We start from the raw sequence: 16,787 nt of genomic DNA, 5'->3' as shown, positions 1-16,787 counted from the left end.
CTTGCCCCCATGGTCCTAGTATCAAAGTGCCGTGTGAGGCGGCCCACCCACAGAATACCGAGGAACGTCTGCCATGGAGCAGAACGAAGATCAGACCCTGACACTTCCGCTGCTGCCGCTGCGGGATGTGGTGGTCTATCCCCAGATGGTGATTCCGCTGTTCGTCGGCCGGGAAAAGTCGATCCAGGCCCTCGAAGTGGCCATGGAAGGCGACAAGAAGATCCTGCTTGCGGCGCAGCGTGAAGCCAGCCAGGACGACCCGACGGCGGAAGACCTGTTCGCCATCGGCACCGTTGCCGACATCATGCAGCTGCTCAAGCTTCCTGATGGCACCGTCAAGGTGCTGATCGAGGGAAGCTCGCGCGCCGATATCCAGGCGATCCGCCTGCACGACGACGGCCACAGCATTGCCGATGTCGTCTTGCGTGACAGCCAGCCGCTGTCCGAGCGGGAGCAGGAAACCCTGGTACGCGTACTGCTCAATCAATTCGAGCAGTATGTGAAGCTCTCCAAGAAGGTGCCCAACGAAGTGCTGGGCAGCCTGCAGGGCATCGAGGACCCGAGCCGTCTGGTGGACACCATCAGCGCGCACCTGTCGCTTGGCATCAATGACAAGCAGGCGCTGCTCGAGATGGACAAGGTGCGTGACCGCATCGAGCACCTGATGACGCTGATCGAAGCGGAGATCGACCTGCTGCAGGTCGAGAAGCGCATTCGCACCCGCGTCAAGGAGCAGATGGAGAAGTCGCAGCGCGAGTACTACCTCAATGAGCAGATGAAGGCCATCCAGAAGGAAATGGGTGAGCTGGATGACGTGCCCAACGAGGTCGAGCAGTACGAGCGTCGCATCAAGGACGCCGGCATGCCGAAGGAGGCAGAGGAGAAGGCCACTCAGGAGCTCAACAAGCTCAAGATGATGGGGCCGACTTCCGCCGAGGCGACCGTGGTGCGCACCTATCTGGACTGGCTGTGCGACGTGCCGTGGAAGAAGCGCACGCGTGTGCGTCACGACATCAACCATGCCGCCAAGGTGCTGGACGAGGACCACTACGGTCTGGATGAGGTCAAGGAACGTATCCTCGAGTATCTCGCCGTGCAGAAGCGCGTCAAGAAGCTCAAGGGGCCGGTGCTGTGTCTGGTCGGTCCGCCGGGTGTCGGCAAGACCTCGCTGGGCAAGTCCATCGCACGTGCCACCAACCGCCAGTACACCCGTATGGCGCTGGGCGGCGTGCGCGATGAGTCCGAGATCCGCGGTCACCGTCGCACCTATATCGGGGCGCTGCCGGGCAAGATCATCCAGCGCATGGCCAAGACGGGCGTGAAGAATCCGCTGGTGCTGCTCGACGAGATCGACAAGCTGGGCATGGACCACCGCGGTGATCCGGCCTCGGCGTTGCTTGAGGTGCTGGACCCAGAGCAGAACGACAAGTTCGCCGATCACTATCTCGAGCTGGATTACGATCTGTCCGAGACCCTGTTCATCTGTACGTCCAACTCGATGAACATTCCGGGCCCGCTGCGCGATCGCATGGAAATCATCCGTCTGCCGGGGTACACCGAAGACGAGAAGCTGGCCATCGCGATGCGCTACCTGGCGCCCAAGCAGCTCAAGGCCAATGGCCTGAAGCCGGGCGAGCTGACCTTCAGCGAAGCCTCCGTGCTCGAGCTGATCCGTTACTACACGCGTGAAGCCGGTGTGCGTGAGCTTGAGCGCCAGCTCGCCAAGGTCTGCCGCAAGATCGTGCGCGAGCGTGTGGTCGCCGAGGCAAAGGAGGGCGCACTGTCTTCCATGCACCTTGAGGCCGAGCAGGTCGAGCACTACGCGGGTGTCCGCAAGTACAGCTTCGGCCTCGCCGATGCCGAGGACCAGATCGGCCGTGTCACTGGCCTGGCCTGGACCTCTGTCGGCGGTGAGCTGCTGACCATCGAATCTGTCGTCACGCCGGGCAAGGGCCGTGTCAGCAAGACCGGGTCACTGGGCGACGTCATGAAGGAGTCGGTGAGTGCGGCCCACACCGTGGTGCGTGCGCGTGCCGAGGCCTTCGGTATCGAGGCTGAGCGCTTCGAGAAGGAAGACTTGCACATCCACGTGCCGGAAGGCGCCACGCCCAAGGACGGCCCCAGTGCGGGCGCTGCCATGGTCACCGCGATGGTATCCGCTTACTGTGGACGCCCCGTGCGCTGTGACGTGGCAATGACCGGTGAGGTCAACCTGCGCGGCGAAGTCATGCCGATCGGTGGCCTCAAGGAGAAATTGCTGGCGGCGCGACGCGGTGGTATAAAGCTTGTGCTGATTCCCGAGGAAAATCGCCGTGACCTCAAGGAGGTTCCGGACACCATCAAGGATGCACTCGATATTCGGCCGGTGCGCTGGATCGACGAGGTGCTTGAGGTGGCTCTAGCAGAAAAGTCGACTGCTGAGAAGGACGATTCTCGTTCAGACGATGTCGGTGGTCGTCAGACAATGATCAGTACACATTGACGGGATTTTTTTGGCCATGCCGCTGTCGAAACGGCGGCGTGGTGCGGTTTTGCGCGTGAGGTTGCTTGACAGTCGTTTGAGGGCGTTGCTATAAACTCCGCTTCGTCGCGATCGCGTTTAGCACCCGTAATTTTCGCGCTGATTTCTGGTAATTTTTGCAAATTCAAGGGGTGAAGAGTGAATAAATCCGAGCTGATCGAAGCCATTGCTGCATCTGCCGATATTCCGAAAGCAGCAGCTAGCCGTGCACTCGATGCGATGGTCGACACCGTCACTGATAGCCTGAAGAAGGGTGAGACCGTGGCATTGGTCGGGTTCGGCACCTTTATTGTCAAGGAGCGTGCTGCACGTACTGGCCGTAACCCGCAGACTGGCGCTCCGATCGAGATCAGTGCTGCCAAGGTGCCGAGCTTCAAGGCTGGCAAGGCACTGAAAGACGCCGTCAACTGAGGTCTGCCTGCTTCGCAGGCACCCGGTGGCGCGGTACCGGTTCGGGAGTGGTCTGATGACTGCCGAACCGGCACCAGAACATCGAAGCGCATCGCCTGGCGATGCGCTTTTTTTGTGGCTGAACCCGGCCATGTTGGCAGGGCGCAAGCGTTTGATGACCCTGGCGAGTCAGTCAGTCGTGCAAAGTCACCTGCATCTGTCTGCGGCATGCGTATAATCATCAGTCACTGAGTCGCGGCCCTTGTGGCCATTCCAATCCCTGTAGTTCGAGGCCTGCATGCTGCAACGAATTCGAGACCGGTCGCATGGCTGGGTGGCCAAGACGATCGTTGGTTTCATTGTCGTCACCTTTGCCTTCTTTGGTGTTGAGTCGATCATTGGCGCCTTCACTGCCAGCAGTGACGACGTGGCCACGGTCAATGGCGATACCATCAGCCGTCAGGCGGTGGAAACCGAAGTCCAGCGTGCCATCCGTTCTGGCCAGGTAGCGCCGGAACAGGAGCGCGAAGCACGCAATCAGATCATCAATCAGATGATCGATTCCCGCCTGCTGGATCAATACGCCGAGGAAGGCGGCCTGCACATGTCCGATGCGCAGCTCGATCAACTGATCGTTAGCATTCCGGACTTCCAGGACGACAAGGGACGCTTTGATGCCGACCTGTTCCGCAATCGTCTGGCCAGCGCCGGCTATTCGCCCACCTCCTTCCGCCAGCAGCTGAGCAGCGACACCCTGCGCCAACAGTTGACCGACGGCTTTGCCGCCAGTGCCTTCGTGCTGCCGGGCGAAGAAGAGAAGCTCAGCCAGCTGCAGCGTCAGACGCGCACCTTCCGTTATGCCACGCTGAGCAGCGCGGACCTCGATGCGCCGGTGACGGTCAGCGAAGACGAGCTCAAGGCCTGGTATGACAACCACCAGGACAACTACCGTCGTCCGGCACAGGTCAAGCTGGCCTACGTACTGTTGGACCAGAACGAGCTGGCCAGCGGTGGCGATATCAGCGAAGACACGCTGAAGGCTGAATATGCGGCCAAGCGTGCCGACGCGCCGCGGGAGATCGCGCACATCATGGTCGAGAAGGGTGACGATGATGCGGCGGCACGTGCCAAGCTCGAGGGCGCACGTGACGCACTCGCCAACGGCGAAGACTTCGCCAAGGTGGCGGCCGAGGTCTCCGAAGACAGCTCCACGGCCGAGGATGGCGGTGAGCTTGGCGTGATCACCCGCGGTATCTTCGGCGAAGGCTTCGATGACGCGGCCTTCGCGCTGGATGAAGGCCAGGTGTCGGATATCGTCGATACCGGCGACAGCCTGCACCTGATCAAGGTGACCGGTCTGGACATCGCGCCCTTCGAGGACATGCGCGACGAGCTGCTGACGCAAGCCCGTCAGGCCGCTTCCCGCGATACCTTCAACGAGAAGGCGCAACAGCTGAAGGACGAGAGTTTCGCGGCGGATGATCTGGCCAGCGTCGCCGAGGATCTTGACCTGCCGCTTGAGAAGACCGACTGGGTCGCGCAGGAAAACGATGACGAACTGCTGTCCGAGCCGGGTGTGATGGCGGCAGCCTTCGGTGACGAAGTGCTGAAAGAGGGCTACAACAGTGATGTCATCGAACTGGATGACAGCCGCCGTCTGGTGTTGCGCGTCCTCGAGCAGCGCCCGGCCACCACGCTGGCACTGGATGAGGTCAAGCAGCAGGTTCAGCGCGAAGCCAAGGCCGACAAGACTGCCAAGGCACTCGAGGCACTGGCCGAGAAGCGTCTGGAGACGCTGCGCCAGGGCGGATCACTCGAAGGGATTGACTGGCAGCAGGCTGACGACGTCAGCCGTCAGGCCAGCACCCAGCTGCCGCAGAGCCTGGTCAAGCAGGCCTTCACGCTGGCGCACCCGCAGGATGGCCAGCCGGTCTACGGCAAGGCGTCGCTGAGTGGTGGCATCGCGCTGATCGCCCTGACCGAGATCGGCGAGGCCGAGCCGAGCGAGATGGACCAGTTCCTCTCGCGTCTGGCCACACGTCTGCGTGCTCAGGCCGCTGTCACGGGCCTGCAGGAATCCCTGCGCGAGCGTGCCGAGATCGAGCGCAACTGATCGAGCGCAAATGAGCCAGGCAACTGGCGTGGGCAGCGTTGCCTGCCAATGAGACCGTCACCCCTTGGGGTGGCGGTCTTTTTTTGGTTCAAGCCGTTGGGTTCAAGCCGTTGGGTTCAAGCCATTGAGTTCAGGTCATTGGGTTCAAGCCTCGCAGGCTCAGGTAGCGAAGCTCAGGCCGCGAGGCTACGTGCGGGTGTGGCGTCAGATCACGAGCTTGGTGTCAGGTCACGCGTCATGTATCAAGTCACGAGCCCAGCCGCTGACGCAGCTGCTGGGAGAGTTCGCGGTGACGGACCTGAATGCCTGTGGAGAGCGTCTGGCGCAGCCAGCGGTGGCCAGTGTCATGATGCAGGCGTTCGTGCCACACCAGCCAGTAGGAGAAGCGGTTGAGGGTGATGGGTAGCGGACGCAGGGCCAGCGGCAGCTGATCGAGCATGCTGATGGCCAGACAGCCCGGCACGCACAGCAGCAGGTCGCTGTGACAGCTGACACTGAAGGCGGCCAGAAAATGGGGCTGGCGCATGACCACCTGACGACTCAGTCCCAGTTCCGCCAGCTTGAGGTCCACCGCGCCTCGCTCATCACCGCCCATGCTGATCAGTTGGTGACTGGCGGCGAGGAAGTCCTCCAGGCTCAAGGTCTCCTTCGCTGCCAGCGGATGGTCCTGGCGCATCACGCAGACGAACTGATCATCCCCGATCTCGCGACCATGCACGCCGGCCGGCACCCTGGCGGTGGGCACGCACATCGCAAGCTCCGGCCCGCCTTCTTCCAGCTGCTGTTCGACATTGCCGCCATAGGCCTGGATATCCAGGCGGATGCCGGGTGCCTGCGCGTGCAGTGGGGCGATCTGGGGCGCCACGAAGGCGTGCATACCGTAATCGGTGGTGGCCAGCTGAAAGCGACGCTGGCTATCTCCAGGCGAGAACTCGGGCGGTGCCAGCAGGGCACCCAGCTCCTGCAGCAGACGGGCGAGGGGCTGCCTGAGGGCCTCTGCGCGTGCGGTGGGGCGCAGACCGCGTTGCGCGCGTACGAACAGGGGGTCATCGAAGGCCTCGCGCAGACGGCCCAGGGTGCGGGACACCGCAGGCTGGCTCAGGTTGAGGCGCTCAGCGGCCCGCGACACGCTGCGGGTTTCCAGCAGCGCATGCAGCGCAACCAGCGTATTGAGATCATGGCGGGCAAGTTCAGCCAGGTGCATGGCAAGTGGTTCCCGGTAGCGAGGCGGCCCAGTCGCTGGGATGAAAGTGTGCAGTTTCAACCGCATATGATATCAGTCTCATGCATACCGGGATTCAGTTTCTGTCATTGGTGTGATATCGGGAGCGCGCGTAATCTGGGGGCACTTCGTCGCCGAGCAACGCTTTCGGCGGCCAGTCGTCACAGGGTTGAGGCCTCGGGCCAGCGGCCTGATGACGATTCTGATCACAAGTCGTTTGACCAGATCATTCGCAAGGAGCATCGCATGCAGACACGCTATTACACGATCACCGACTATCCGAAAGGCACCCCGGAACGCGACCTGTTCCAGTTGCGCGAAGAGGAGCTGAGCGAGCTCGGTGAAGGCGAGGTGCGCATTCGCAACAGCTGGCTGTCCGTGGATCCCTACATGCGTGGCCGCATGAGCGGCGTGAAGACCTATATCGACCCCTTCGAGCTCAATGAGCCGCTGCAGGGCGCAGCCGTCGGTGAAGTGATCGAGTCACGTGACTCTCGCTTCAAGCGCGGCGACAAGGTACGTCACATGGGTGGCTGGCGTGACATCGCGCAGCTCTCTGGTGACCAGGTCGAACCGCTGCCGAGCATCGAGGTGCCGGAGCAGGCCTACCTGGGCGTGCTGGGCATGCCGGGCATGACCGCCTGGACCGGCCTCAACATCATCGCCGAGATGAAAGAGGGCGATAACGTGCTGGTCAGCGCGGCCTCCGGTGCGGTCGGCTCGCTCGCCGTGCAGCTGGCCAAGGCCAAGGGTGGCACCGTCGTCGGCATCGCCGGCAGCCAGGAAAAGCTCGATTGGCTGGAAGCGCGGGGCGTCAAGGCGGTCAGCTACAAGGGCAAGGATGCCGAGCAGCTGACGAAGGCGCTCAAGGAAGCCTGCCCGGACGGCTTCGATGTCTACTACGAGAATGTCGGCGGTGATTGCCTAGTGGCGGCGCTGAACAACCTGAATGTCGGCGCTCGTATCGCCGTCTGCGGCATGATCTCCAGCTACAACGATACCGAGGTGGCGCCTGGCCCCTCGAACATCTCGATGATCCTGATCCGTCGCGCGCGCATGCAAGGCTTCATCGTCTTTGATCACTGGCAGAACTACAGCCGCTTCCTCGAAGAGGTAGGGCCGCAGGTCGCCAAGGGCGATATCGACTACGAAGAGACGGTGGAAGAAGGGCTCGAGCAGACGCCGGACGCCTTCCTCAAGCTGTTCTCGGGTGGCAACAAGGGCAAGATGCTGGTGCGTCTCTGATCTTAGAACTTGATCTTAGAACTGAGCCAGCATTACTGAAGATCCGAACTGGAGACCCGAACTGGAGACCCGAACACCTGACACCGCGCGTACGCGCGCTGCTCAGACAGTCACGAAAGGCTCGCCGCGGCGGGCCTTTTGCGTGGTTGGCCAAACATTTGCCATCACGCATTACTGGTCGCTAAATATCACTGGTTGTAAGGATTGGTGACTCTTACGAACCAAAGACGTGCGGCCTGTGCTCTACTTTAGTCTTGGTCGCTGCTCTAGAATGCAGACCATCGTTCGTGGGCAGGTGGCGTCATCGTCGCGCTTTTCTGTCACTTCGCCCACATATCACTCTGTGTCAGGTGGCGCCTGACCACGGCTCTGTCATCTCATGTTGCCGTGTCGCCCCTGACTCCGCGAGGAGAGCATCATGCAGGACTTTACCTATCAGAACCCGACCCGCGTGCACTTCGGTGCCGGCCAGATCGCCAAGGTGCGTGACGAGATTCCGGCGGATGCCCGCGTGCTGGTCACCTACGGTGGCGGGTCGATCAAGCGCAACGGCGTGATGGATCAGATCGAAGGCGCACTGGAAGGTCGTCAGTGGTGGAGCTTCGGCGGCATCGAGCCGAACCCGAGCTATCACACCCTGCTCGAAGCCCTGGAAATCATCAAGCGCGAGAAGATCGACTATCTGCTGGCGGTCGGAGGTGGCAGCGTCGCCGATGGCAGCAAGTTTCTCGCGCTCGCCGCCTGTCATGCCGGTGATCCGTGGGAAATTCTCGCCGAGGGCAAGCACCCCGAGATGGCGCTGCCGCTGGGCGTGGTACTGACACTGCCGGCTACGGGCTCCGAGTCCAATGGCAACGCCGTGGTCACCAACTATGAGACACATGACAAGCTGCCGATGTTCAGCGAACTGGCCTATCCGCGTTTCGCGGTGCTGGACCCGGCTACCACCCTGACCCTGCCGGAGCGCCAGAGCGTCAACGGTGTCGTCGATGCATTCGTGCACGTCAGCGAGCAGTATTTGACCTACCCGGTCAACGCGCCGGTGCAGGATCGCTTCTCCGAGGGTCTGTTGCTGACCTTGATCGAGGAAGGCCCCAAGGTGCTTAGCCAGCCGGATGACCTGGCCGTGCGCGCCAATATCATGTGGGCCGCCAACCTGGGTCTCAACGGCCTGATCGGGCGTGGCGTGCCGCAGGACTGGGCCACCCACATGATCGGTCACGAGATTACCGCACTGCACGGTGTCGATCATGGTCGCACCCTGACCATCGTGATGCCGGCGCTGTGGGAAGAGCTGTTCGAGGCCAAGCGTGCCAAGCTGGCGCAATACGGTCGTCGCGTCTGGGCACTGGAAGGCGATGAGGAGAGCGTTGCGCGGGCTGCCATCGACAAGACCCGTGAGTTCTTCACGCGCATGGGCGCGCCGGTATCGTTGAGCGAAGCTGGTATCAGTGCCGACAGCATCGATCAGCTGGTCGACAACCTGACCCGTCACGGCTTCACCGCCATCGGTGAGCACGGCGATATCACGCCGGACGTGGCGCGTCGTATTCTGACCCGCGCTGCCTGATCGCACGCGTCAGTCAGTCTCGAGTGTCAGCCTCAAACCCCTCGTCACCCCTGGTGGCGAGGGGTTTTGCGTATTTCCCTCCTTGTCCCCCCCCCCCTTGTTGCAGCTTGCCGTCCGCCAGATCGCGTCATGCCAGAAGGCCGGATTCGCTTGACGAGACTTCGTCGTCGGCCGGTTTTTGTTACTCTATAACCTTTTGCACGCCCTTCATCTTGCGGAGATTTCAGCATGTCTGTGGCTTCACGCGGCGCCGATACCGGCGACGCCCCGACGGATTTTGCACGCCAAACGCGGATACCAGTGCATCTGATCACCGGCTTCCTGGGAACAGGCAAGAGCAGTTTCATCCAGGCATTGGTCGCGACCAAGCCTGAGGATGAACACTGGGCGATCCTGGTCAATGAGTTCGGACAGGTGGGGATCGATCAGGCACTGTTTGCCTGGCGCGAGGATGTCAGCGTCAAGGGGCTGCCCGGCGGGTGCCTGTGCTGTCAGCTGGCCTTCGTGCTGCAGGCGGGGCTGGTCAGCCTGATTCATCAGACGCGCCCTGATCGTCTGATCATCGAGCCCTCAGGGCTGGGGCATCCGGCGGGGCTGATCGATGTGCTGCGCAGTGAAGGGCTGGCCTCGGCGCTTGCGCTTGAGGAAGTCATCACCCTGCTGGACCCGCGCGCACTGGACGACCCCCGCACGCGCGAACACGGCACTTTCCGGGACCAGCTGACGCTGGCGGGCGGCGTGGTGCTCAGCAAGCGAGATCTGGCGAGCGATCAGCAGCTGGCGGCCGCGCATGAGTTTCTGGCGGGGATGTGGCCGCGCAAGCGCTGGGTCGGTGAGCTGGGCAGAGCCGACGGCGAGACCCATGCACTCAAGGCACGCATGAACGGTCAGGAAGCCCGGATCATTGACTGGTTGATGGCAGGACAGGGCGCGAGCGGAAGTGTCGATGAGCCGTTGGCGGAACAGATGAATGTGACGATGCCGGCCGCGCATCGTGCCGCATACGCCAATGCGGGTCAGGCACTTGAGGCGTCCGTGGGTGATGAATCGCCCGCCTCGGACGTGATGCCGCTGTCCGGCGCACCGGTGATCGAGCAGGCCGAAGGGCTTGAGCATGCCAGTCTGGGCTGGCGAATCGCCGCAAGCGAGGTGTTCGATCTCGATCAGCTGACCCAGTGGCTGGATGGCCTGCCGCGCGAGTGGCGCATCAAGGGCGTCTTTCACACCCAGGATGGTTGGCGCAGCTATAACCGCGCCAAGGGGCGTGCCGAGCTTGCGCCGTCCAGTTGGCGTGAGGATTCGCGGCTTGAGCTGATTGCACCGCTGGATGGACAGGAGCAGGGGGAGGAGCAGGAAGGGATGGTGGCGGCGTTGCCGCTTGAGGACTCCCACCAGCTGAATGCGGCCTTGCTGGCCTGTCGTAGCGACGGCGCTGCCAGACCTTTCAACTTCTTCGGCGAGTGAGCTGAGGTGCTCCTTCGTGGAGCGCTTCAGCCCATGCCTCTCAAGAGCTGTCTGCTACGTCAGGCGCTCCCATTCGCCGATCAGGCGCAGGGCTTCTTCGCGGGAATCGCCACACAGCTCGTGATCGAAATCGAAGTCACGGCACACCGCCGGGCGCTGCGGTGTGCCGAACAGCTTGCACAGGTTGTCGTCATCCAGCTGCACGCAACGCACCCCCGCTGGCTTGCCATCGGGCATGCCGGGAATCGGGCTCGAGATCGAAGGGGCGATGCAGCAGCCGCCGCAACCGGCACGACAGCCGAGAGTGGCAGCATCTGCAGAAGGGGCGGCAGTCTGTGTCATGAGGTGGCGGTCGTGTCTTCGTGCTCGGGGAGGACGAGCGGCTCGCGCGCCGTCTGCGGGGTATGGCGCGCGATGGCGCCCTTGTTGATGCCCTCATAGGCCTCGACGCGAATGCTGTCACCGCTGTCGAGGGCGATCTGACGCGCCAGCCAGTCGGCGATCCACTCGATGGTGGTCGGTGTCGGCAGTAGCCAGACCTGCTTGCGCGGCAGACGGATGCGGAACCTGCCCTGCGGCGCTTCATAGCTGAATACCAGCTCCCGTCCCGGACGATCGATCAGATCGCCTTCCTCGGCCAGATAGCGGTCGTTGAGCTTCCCAGCCCACTCGGCTTCCAGCGCCGTGTCTCGCACCCCATTGCGCTCGATGACCAGCGGAGAGCGATGACCATGCGCGATGCGCTGGCAGTTGCCGCTATGATGACGCAGACCATGACTGTAGGTGTAGGCGGCGCCGTCGATGGTCTCGTCGCGCAGACGCACGCGCAGCGCCTCGACGCGCGGCGGCAGGCGGCGAGTCAGCAGCTTCTCGAAGTGGTTGGCCAGCACCTCGCTGGTGACCTCGGCCACCGGCAGCAGGCAGAAGGCCTGACGCGGGCCGCGTACTTCCATGGCATAGGGCTGGGTGAAGCGCAGGCACAGTCCTTCCGGGCAGTCCGTGATGCTCACGCCTTCGGCCTGGCTGGGCACGATCAGGGTGTGATCGGCGTCCTGATCGATCATGCGCTTGGCCCACGGCTTGACATCGCCGAAGTCGAACAGCATGCCGTCATGGCCGACGGCGCCGTCCAGCTCCAGATCCAGATGCTGGCTGATGCCGTGCAGGCCGCGGGTATTGCTCCACACCGAGGCATCCACCGCGGTGAGGGCCCTGACGAACAGGGTCTTGGGAGTCATTGCGGTCATCAATCGATACCACTGATCTTGTGGGTCTGCAGCGAGAGCTGCCACTGGGGGTTGCGCATGCAGTAGCTGACGCACTGGTTCATCGGCGTGTCGGACGCCAGTACCTCGCGGTAATGCTCGCGGGCCGCGGCAGGCGCGGTCAGGGCATCCAGGGCGGCGGTATCCAGTGGCTGCAGATAGAAGTGCGCGAAGTCCAGACTGACGAAGCGCTCCGGCAGGGCTTCCGGCTGCGGGTAGACGAGCTTGAGCTCATCGCCGCCGGTGAGGGTCAGCTCACTGGCGCCCTTAGGGCTCACGCACAGCCAGTCGATGCCGGCAGGCGGCTCGATGGTGCCGTTGGTCTCCACCGCGATCTCGAAGCCGCGGGCGTGCATCGCGTCCACCAGTTCACTGTCGAGCTGCAACAGCGGCTCACCGCCGGTGAAGACCACATAGGGCGTGGCGATGCCGGTGTGTTCCGGCCACAGGCTGGCCAAAAAGTCCGCTAGCGCGTTTGCGGTGCGGAACTTGCCGCCATTCTGACCGTTGGTGCCGACGAAATCGGTGTCGCAGAAGCGACAGACCGAGGTGTCGCGGTCCTGCTCGCGGCCACTCCACAGATTACAGCCGGCAAAGCGGCAGAACACGCTGGCGCGCCCTGCGCGAGCACCTTCGCCCTGCAGGGTGTAGAACGCTTCCTTTACCGTATACATCAGAGAATGCCTGCGTCCTTGACGGAGTCGGTCGTTTCGTAACCGAGCGGATCGCTCAGCCCATGGTCGGCGAAGGCCTCGAGACGTTCACGGCAGCTGCCGCATTCCCCGCAGGCCAGTTCGCGGCCTTCGTAGCAGGTCCAGGTCTGGGCGTAATCGAGTTGCATGGCGATGCCCGCGGCCAGAATCTCGTCCTTGCTCGCGTGCAGGAAGGGCGCGCGAATCTCCACCGGAGAGAAGTTGGCGATTGCGGCGACGGCGTTCATCTTGTCGACGAACTCCGGACGGCAATCCGGGTAGAGCACGTGATCGCCCCCGTGGGCACCATAGAAGCAGACTTCGGCCTCGATGTTGACGGCCTTGGCGATGGCCAGGGACAGCAGGATCATGTTGCGGTTGGGCACCACGGTTGAGGTCATGGAGGCCTCGTCGTAGTCGGCCTTGGGCATCGTCTGGTCACTGTTGGTCAGCGCGGAGTTGTCGATCAGGCCATGGATGGCGCGAATGTCGACGACTTCGTGGGCGACGCCCAACGACTCGCAGACCTGGCGTGCGACGTCGAGCTCACGCGAGTGACGTTGGCCATAATGGAAGGAGAGGGCATGTACCTCGAAGCCTTCCTTCAGCGCTTGATGCAGAACAGTGTAGGAGTCCATGCCACCGGAGTAGATGACGACGGCGCGGGGACGCTCTGCAGAGGGGGCGGAAGCGGAGACAGCAGAATTCTGGACATTGAGAGTCATGACGGAGAATTTCTTTGACCGATGGATTCGGCGCCCGGGATCCGGTCCGGGCGAAACGGGCGCCTATCCTACTCTTCCACACGCCTTGATGCCACTCGCGCACTGATGCGGATCGCGGATACGCCGCCTGTCGCCAGGTTCTACTGTGGCCATGGCAGCCAAGCGTTGAGTCGGCGAGAAAATAGCCTTGGTACCCGCACCACAGGCTGGCATAGACTCGGAGTATTAGCGAAGCGTAGAGAGAGTCGACTGCGTGCTGCACGCTTGTCCACCTGGTGCTTGCCCTGACGGCACGCCCTTCGGGATGACTGGCTAAGGAGCAGGTTGAGGAGCCGGCTGAGTGGCTTGCCAAATGGCTCCGGGAGTGGCTCTCGCAATGGCGCGCGGTAGAGTTGCATGTGCGCCTGGACGTTGCCGCACTAGCCATAGCCATGCGGCCGGGCCATGCTGCAGCCAGCGGCGACAATGAGAGCAGGTGTAAGCAGATAAGCGCGAGAACAGCTGGTAGCGTGAATGACGCGTCGTGTCCCGGTGGTGTTGCCCGCGTTGCGCAGCCAACGACCAGCATCACTGGCGACAGGCGGCCCTTGCGGGGCATCAAGCCATTTTCCTTATGACTGCAGGTGGAGTGAACGTGCCTCTCGATATCTTGATCAAATTGCTGTCGTCCATCGAAGAGCCGTTGTGGATTCATGATTGCTTCGGCCAGCTCGCCTGGACGTCGCCGCGCGCTCGCCAGGAAGACAAAGTGCCGGAGCTGCCATCCCCGCTGCCCAAGCAGCCGGAGCCTTGTGGCATCAGCGGCCAGCCCGGCTTCTGGTTGATGGGCATCACCGGCGAGCTGGGAGAATGGCTGCTGGTGCAGAAGGCCAATCTGCCGTGGCGCATGGCGATCTTCGATGCCGAGTGTCTGGTGGCCAACACCTGTGGCTGGCAGGAGCTGTTCGGCACCGAGCGGCCGCGTCTCGAGCCGGTCAGCGAGCGGCGAGTCCGCCTCAAGGCGCCGTTCTCGGGGCTGGCGGAGGCCCGAGCGGCCGGGGTGGATGACAAGGTCTTGATCGCCCTGCGCCGTATGCAGCCCATCAACCTGCTGTCGCGCGATCGCTTCAATGCTCAGATCGATGAACTGCTGCTGGAAGAAAGCATCGATGGTGGCATCATCTACCTGTCGCTGACCCACCTGGAAATCATCAACTCGGCGCATGGAGCCGAACGTATCGATCCGCTGCTGGAGCGTGTGGCAGAAGCCATGTCCCTGCAGTATCGCGACGCCCTGGTCTGCCGCCCCCTAGGCAACGCCTTCGCGCTGTTCTTCGCCGGGGATGAGGCCAGCCTGATCATGCGTGCCAACGAGCTGTGCGAACGCCTGGTGATGCTGATGCGACTGGATGGCAAGCCTCTGCCGGTCACGGCACGGGTCGGCATCAGTCTGGCGCCGCAGCACGCACGGCGTGCCCATCGCCTGATGCATCTGGCCGAACTCGCCATGTTGCACGGGGGATACGACGACATCGATGTCTGCGGTCCCCTGCATGTGTTCTCGCCCGGCGCGCACATGCAGCACCTCAACGACTATCGCCTGACCAGTGACCTGCGCGAGCATCTTGAAGAGCTGGATCTCGCCTTCCAGCCCCAGTTTGACCTCGCCAGTGGCGAGGCCGTCGGCGTCGAGGTGCTGGTGCGCTGGGACCACCCCGAGCTTGGCACCATCGGGCCGGGACGCTTCATCCCGTTGGCGGAGCAGTACGGCTTGATCGGCACCGTCGGCGCGCGAGTGATGGACACGGCCCTCTCGGCGACGCGTGATCTGGTGACGCCGAACGGCAAGCCGCTGTCAGTGGCGATCAATGTCTCGGCTCAGGAGTTTCGTGACCCCGGCTTCCCCGAGCGCGTCTCGGAGGCTCTGGCACGTCATGGCTTCCTCCCGGAACGCCTGGAGCTTGAGATCACCGAATCTTCACGCGTACCGGATCTCGATCGCGTCGTGGAGCGACTGACCGGCCTGATCGAACGCGGTGTGCGCCTGGCGATCGATGACTTCGGCACCGGCTTCGCGTCACTGCTCTACGTGCGCGACCTGCGTGCTTGCCGCCTCAAGGTCGATCAGCGCTTCGTCGGTAGTCTTGATCATGATGCCCGTGACCGCGCCATCGTCTCCCATGCGATCTCGCTGGCCGACAGTCTGGGCATGGAGGTGCTGGCGGAGGGCGTCGAGACCGCAGAGCAGGAGCGCCTGCTGGTCGAGATGGGCTGTCACCTGGTACAGGGCTTCCGTTATGCACGGCCCAAGCGCCTGCCGGAGCTGGTCGAGTGGCTCAATCGCAAGCCGTCAATCCATCCCTACCCCTGAGTGCCATGTCCTGAGGGGGGGTAAGTGAAGGGGCCTTGAATGAAAACGCCCGCCACGCAGTGATTCTGCATGGCGGGCGTTTTCATGCTGGACGTTCGGGGCTGGCAGTAGCCGTGGGAGGGGACGGCTTGCATTCAGACTCGGGAGTCGTGGCGATGTCTCATTCGCTGCAACCGCTACCGTAGCCGTACATGTTCTCGAAGCCCGGAATGCGCTGCTCCCAGACGGGGGGAGTGCCGACGACCTCCTGCAGGCAATCGCTGAAGCGACGCGTCTTCTGCGGCAGGTACTGGCGGTGCGGGTAGACCAGGTGGATCGAAGGCAAGGGCTTCATCGGCACGTTGGTCAACAGCGGCACCAGTTCTCCATCCAGGATCTCGTCCTTGATGCTGATCGCGGACACCATGCCATAGCAGGCTCCCGACTTGATGGCACCGATCAGCACGTCGGCATCATTGACCTTGAGACGCGAATCCAGTGCCACCTTTTCCTCGACACCGCTCTCGGTGCAGACGCGCAGGCGATCGAGAATGAAGCCATCGCGGGAATACACCGCTGCCGGCAGGCCAGACAGGTCGGCGGGGGTCTGGGGCATGCCGTGACGCTCGATGAAGGCCGGCGAGGCACAGATCAGGTGACGGTGTGCCGCCAGCGGACGCGCGATCAGGTTGGAGTCTTCCAGCTCCGACATGCGAATGGCCAGGTCATAACCGCCGCCGATCAGGTCGGTCAGGTGATCTTCCAGGCGCACTTCCACCTGGGTATCCGGGTAGCGCTCCATGTACAGACGCACGGCCTGGGCGACGTAGGTGCGGCCGAAGTGGCTCGGGCTGGTGATCTTCAGGATGCCGCGCGGGCCATCCTGATAGGCGCCGGCCACATCGTCGGTATCTTCCAGCACTTCACGCAGACGCAGTGCGTGCTGATGGATCTCGCGCCCCGCATCCGTCAGAGCCAGTGAGCGAGTCGAGCGATTGAACAGACGAATCTGCAGTTCTTCTTCCAGACGGCTGATCTGCTTGGAGACCACCGAGCGGTTGACCTGACGATGGTCAGCCGCCTTGGAAAAACTCTGTGCTTCTACTACATCGAGAAACAGCAACAAACGGGATGCTTTATCCACGGTCTGACCTCTCGTGATGCCATGGGGAGGGGAACACTCTGCCAGCCATCCGTGAGGCAGTCAGTGCATATAAAGCGACGGTCCATCTTCGGTAGCAGTCGATAACC

At 62.7% G+C, this 16,787-nt stretch carries 13 protein-coding genes; 7 read left to right on the top strand and 6 right to left on the bottom strand.

Going from position 1 to position 16,787, the window contains the following annotated elements; translation table 11 throughout:
• The first annotated feature begins 73 nt into the window (after window positions 1-73).
• The 3 genes from FLM52_12280 (at window position 74) to FLM52_12270 (ending at window position 5,024) form a co-directional block, all read left to right on the top strand.
• Entirely contained in the window at window positions 74-2,482 is a 2,409-nt protein-coding gene (locus FLM52_12280) for an endopeptidase La (protein NVN56559.1), read from the top strand.
• A gap of 177 nt (window positions 2,483-2,659) precedes the next feature.
• The gene (locus tag FLM52_12275; GenBank protein NVN56558.1) at window positions 2,660-2,932 is read left to right on the top strand and encodes an HU family DNA-binding protein; all 273 of its coding nucleotides are present in this window, start codon (window positions 2,660-2,662) and stop codon (window positions 2,930-2,932) included.
• A 277-nt stretch (window positions 2,933-3,209) separates the two neighbouring features.
• Window positions 3,210-5,024, top strand: a complete 1,815-nt coding sequence (locus tag FLM52_12270; GenBank protein NVN56557.1) for a peptidylprolyl isomerase — start codon at window positions 3,210-3,212, stop codon at window positions 5,022-5,024.
• A gap of 247 nt (window positions 5,025-5,271) precedes the next feature.
• Here the strand turns inward: FLM52_12270 and FLM52_12265 are convergent, their stop codons facing one another.
• Entirely contained in the window at window positions 5,272-6,294 is a 1,023-nt protein-coding gene (locus FLM52_12265) for a LysR family transcriptional regulator (GenBank protein NVN56556.1), read from the bottom strand.
• A 198-nt stretch (window positions 6,295-6,492) separates the two neighbouring features.
• Between FLM52_12265 and FLM52_12260 the strand changes: the two genes are divergently transcribed.
• The 3 genes from FLM52_12260 to FLM52_12250 all read left to right on the top strand — a co-directional run bounded on the left by FLM52_12260 (window position 6,493) and on the right by FLM52_12250 (window position 10,525).
• The gene (locus FLM52_12260; GenBank protein ID NVN56555.1) at window positions 6,493-7,491 is read left to right on the top strand and encodes an NADP-dependent oxidoreductase; all 999 of its coding nucleotides are present in this window, start codon (window positions 6,493-6,495) and stop codon (window positions 7,489-7,491) included.
• 418 nt (window positions 7,492-7,909) lie between these two features.
• Complete coding sequence (locus tag FLM52_12255) at window positions 7,910-9,061, top strand: iron-containing alcohol dehydrogenase (protein ID NVN56554.1); 1,152 nt, start codon at window positions 7,910-7,912, stop codon at window positions 9,059-9,061.
• A gap of 228 nt (window positions 9,062-9,289) precedes the next feature.
• On the top strand, window positions 9,290-10,525 hold the full coding sequence (locus tag FLM52_12250) for a GTP-binding protein (GenBank protein ID NVN56553.1): 1,236 nt from the start codon (window positions 9,290-9,292) through the stop codon (window positions 10,523-10,525).
• 54 nt (window positions 10,526-10,579) lie between these two features.
• Here FLM52_12250 and FLM52_12245 read toward each other — a convergent pair whose 3' ends face one another.
• Genes FLM52_12245 through queC form a run of 4 tightly spaced genes read right to left on the bottom strand, consistent with a single transcriptional unit; the run spans window position 10,580 to window position 13,207 of the window.
• On the bottom strand, window positions 10,580-10,867 hold the full coding sequence (locus FLM52_12245; protein ID NVN56552.1) for a YkgJ family cysteine cluster protein: 288 nt from the start codon (window positions 10,865-10,867) through the stop codon (window positions 10,580-10,582).
• Window positions 10,864-11,763, bottom strand: coding sequence for a 6-pyruvoyl tetrahydropterin synthase-related protein (locus FLM52_12240; protein ID NVN56551.1), 900 nt, complete (start codon window positions 11,761-11,763; stop codon window positions 10,864-10,866). Before FLM52_12240 ends, FLM52_12245 begins: the two co-directional genes overlap by 4 nt.
• An 8-nt stretch (window positions 11,764-11,771) precedes the next feature.
• On the bottom strand, window positions 11,772-12,464 hold the full coding sequence (queE, locus tag FLM52_12235) for a 7-carboxy-7-deazaguanine synthase (GenBank protein NVN56550.1): 693 nt from the start codon (window positions 12,462-12,464) through the stop codon (window positions 11,772-11,774).
• The gene (queC, locus tag FLM52_12230; GenBank protein ID NVN56549.1) at window positions 12,464-13,207 is read right to left on the bottom strand and encodes a 7-cyano-7-deazaguanine synthase QueC; all 744 of its coding nucleotides are present in this window, start codon (window positions 13,205-13,207) and stop codon (window positions 12,464-12,466) included. The genes queE and queC overlap by 1 nt, the downstream gene beginning before the upstream one ends.
• A gap of 613 nt (window positions 13,208-13,820) precedes the next feature.
• Between queC and FLM52_12225 the strand changes: the two genes are divergently transcribed.
• Window positions 13,821-15,557 carry an EAL domain-containing protein gene (locus FLM52_12225; GenBank protein NVN56548.1) on the top strand — a complete coding sequence of 579 codons (1,737 nt, stop codon included), beginning with the start codon at window positions 13,821-13,823 and terminating at the stop codon, window positions 15,555-15,557.
• Window positions 15,558-15,717: 160 nt separating this feature from the next.
• Here FLM52_12225 and FLM52_12220 read toward each other — a convergent pair whose 3' ends face one another.
• Complete coding sequence (locus tag FLM52_12220; GenBank protein NVN56547.1) at window positions 15,718-16,680, bottom strand: LysR family transcriptional regulator; 963 nt, start codon at window positions 16,678-16,680, stop codon at window positions 15,718-15,720.
• Window positions 16,681-16,787 lie beyond the last annotated feature (107 nt).

This window comes from bacterium Scap17, assembly GCA_013376735.1.
Taxonomy (GTDB): domain Bacteria; phylum Pseudomonadota; class Gammaproteobacteria; order Pseudomonadales; family Halomonadaceae; genus Cobetia.
This window is presented reverse-complemented; position numbering and strand designations above follow the sequence as displayed.

Coding starts and splice junctions, on each gene's coding strand:
- FLM52_12270 (NVN56557.1), top strand. CDS start 3,210: ATGCTGCAACGAATTCGAGACCGGTCGCATGGCTGGGTGGCCAAGACG.
- FLM52_12280 (NVN56559.1), top strand. CDS start 74: ATGGAGCAGAACGAAGATCAGACCCTGACACTTCCGCTGCTGCCGCTG.
- FLM52_12245 (NVN56552.1), bottom strand. CDS start 10,867: ATGACACAGACTGCCGCCCCTTCTGCAGATGCTGCCACTCTCGGCTGT.
- FLM52_12265 (NVN56556.1), bottom strand. CDS start 6,294: ATGCGGTTGAAACTGCACACTTTCATCCCAGCGACTGGGCCGCCTCGC.
- FLM52_12250 (NVN56553.1), top strand. CDS start 9,290: ATGTCTGTGGCTTCACGCGGCGCCGATACCGGCGACGCCCCGACGGAT.
- FLM52_12240 (NVN56551.1), bottom strand. CDS start 11,763: ATGACTCCCAAGACCCTGTTCGTCAGGGCCCTCACCGCGGTGGATGCC.
- FLM52_12225 (NVN56548.1), top strand. CDS start 13,821: ATGACTGCAGGTGGAGTGAACGTGCCTCTCGATATCTTGATCAAATTG.
- queC (NVN56549.1), bottom strand. CDS start 13,207: ATGACTCTCAATGTCCAGAATTCTGCTGTCTCCGCTTCCGCCCCCTCT.
- FLM52_12260 (NVN56555.1), top strand. CDS start 6,493: ATGCAGACACGCTATTACACGATCACCGACTATCCGAAAGGCACCCCG.
- queE (NVN56550.1), bottom strand. CDS start 12,464: ATGTATACGGTAAAGGAAGCGTTCTACACCCTGCAGGGCGAAGGTGCT.
- FLM52_12255 (NVN56554.1), top strand. CDS start 7,910: ATGCAGGACTTTACCTATCAGAACCCGACCCGCGTGCACTTCGGTGCC.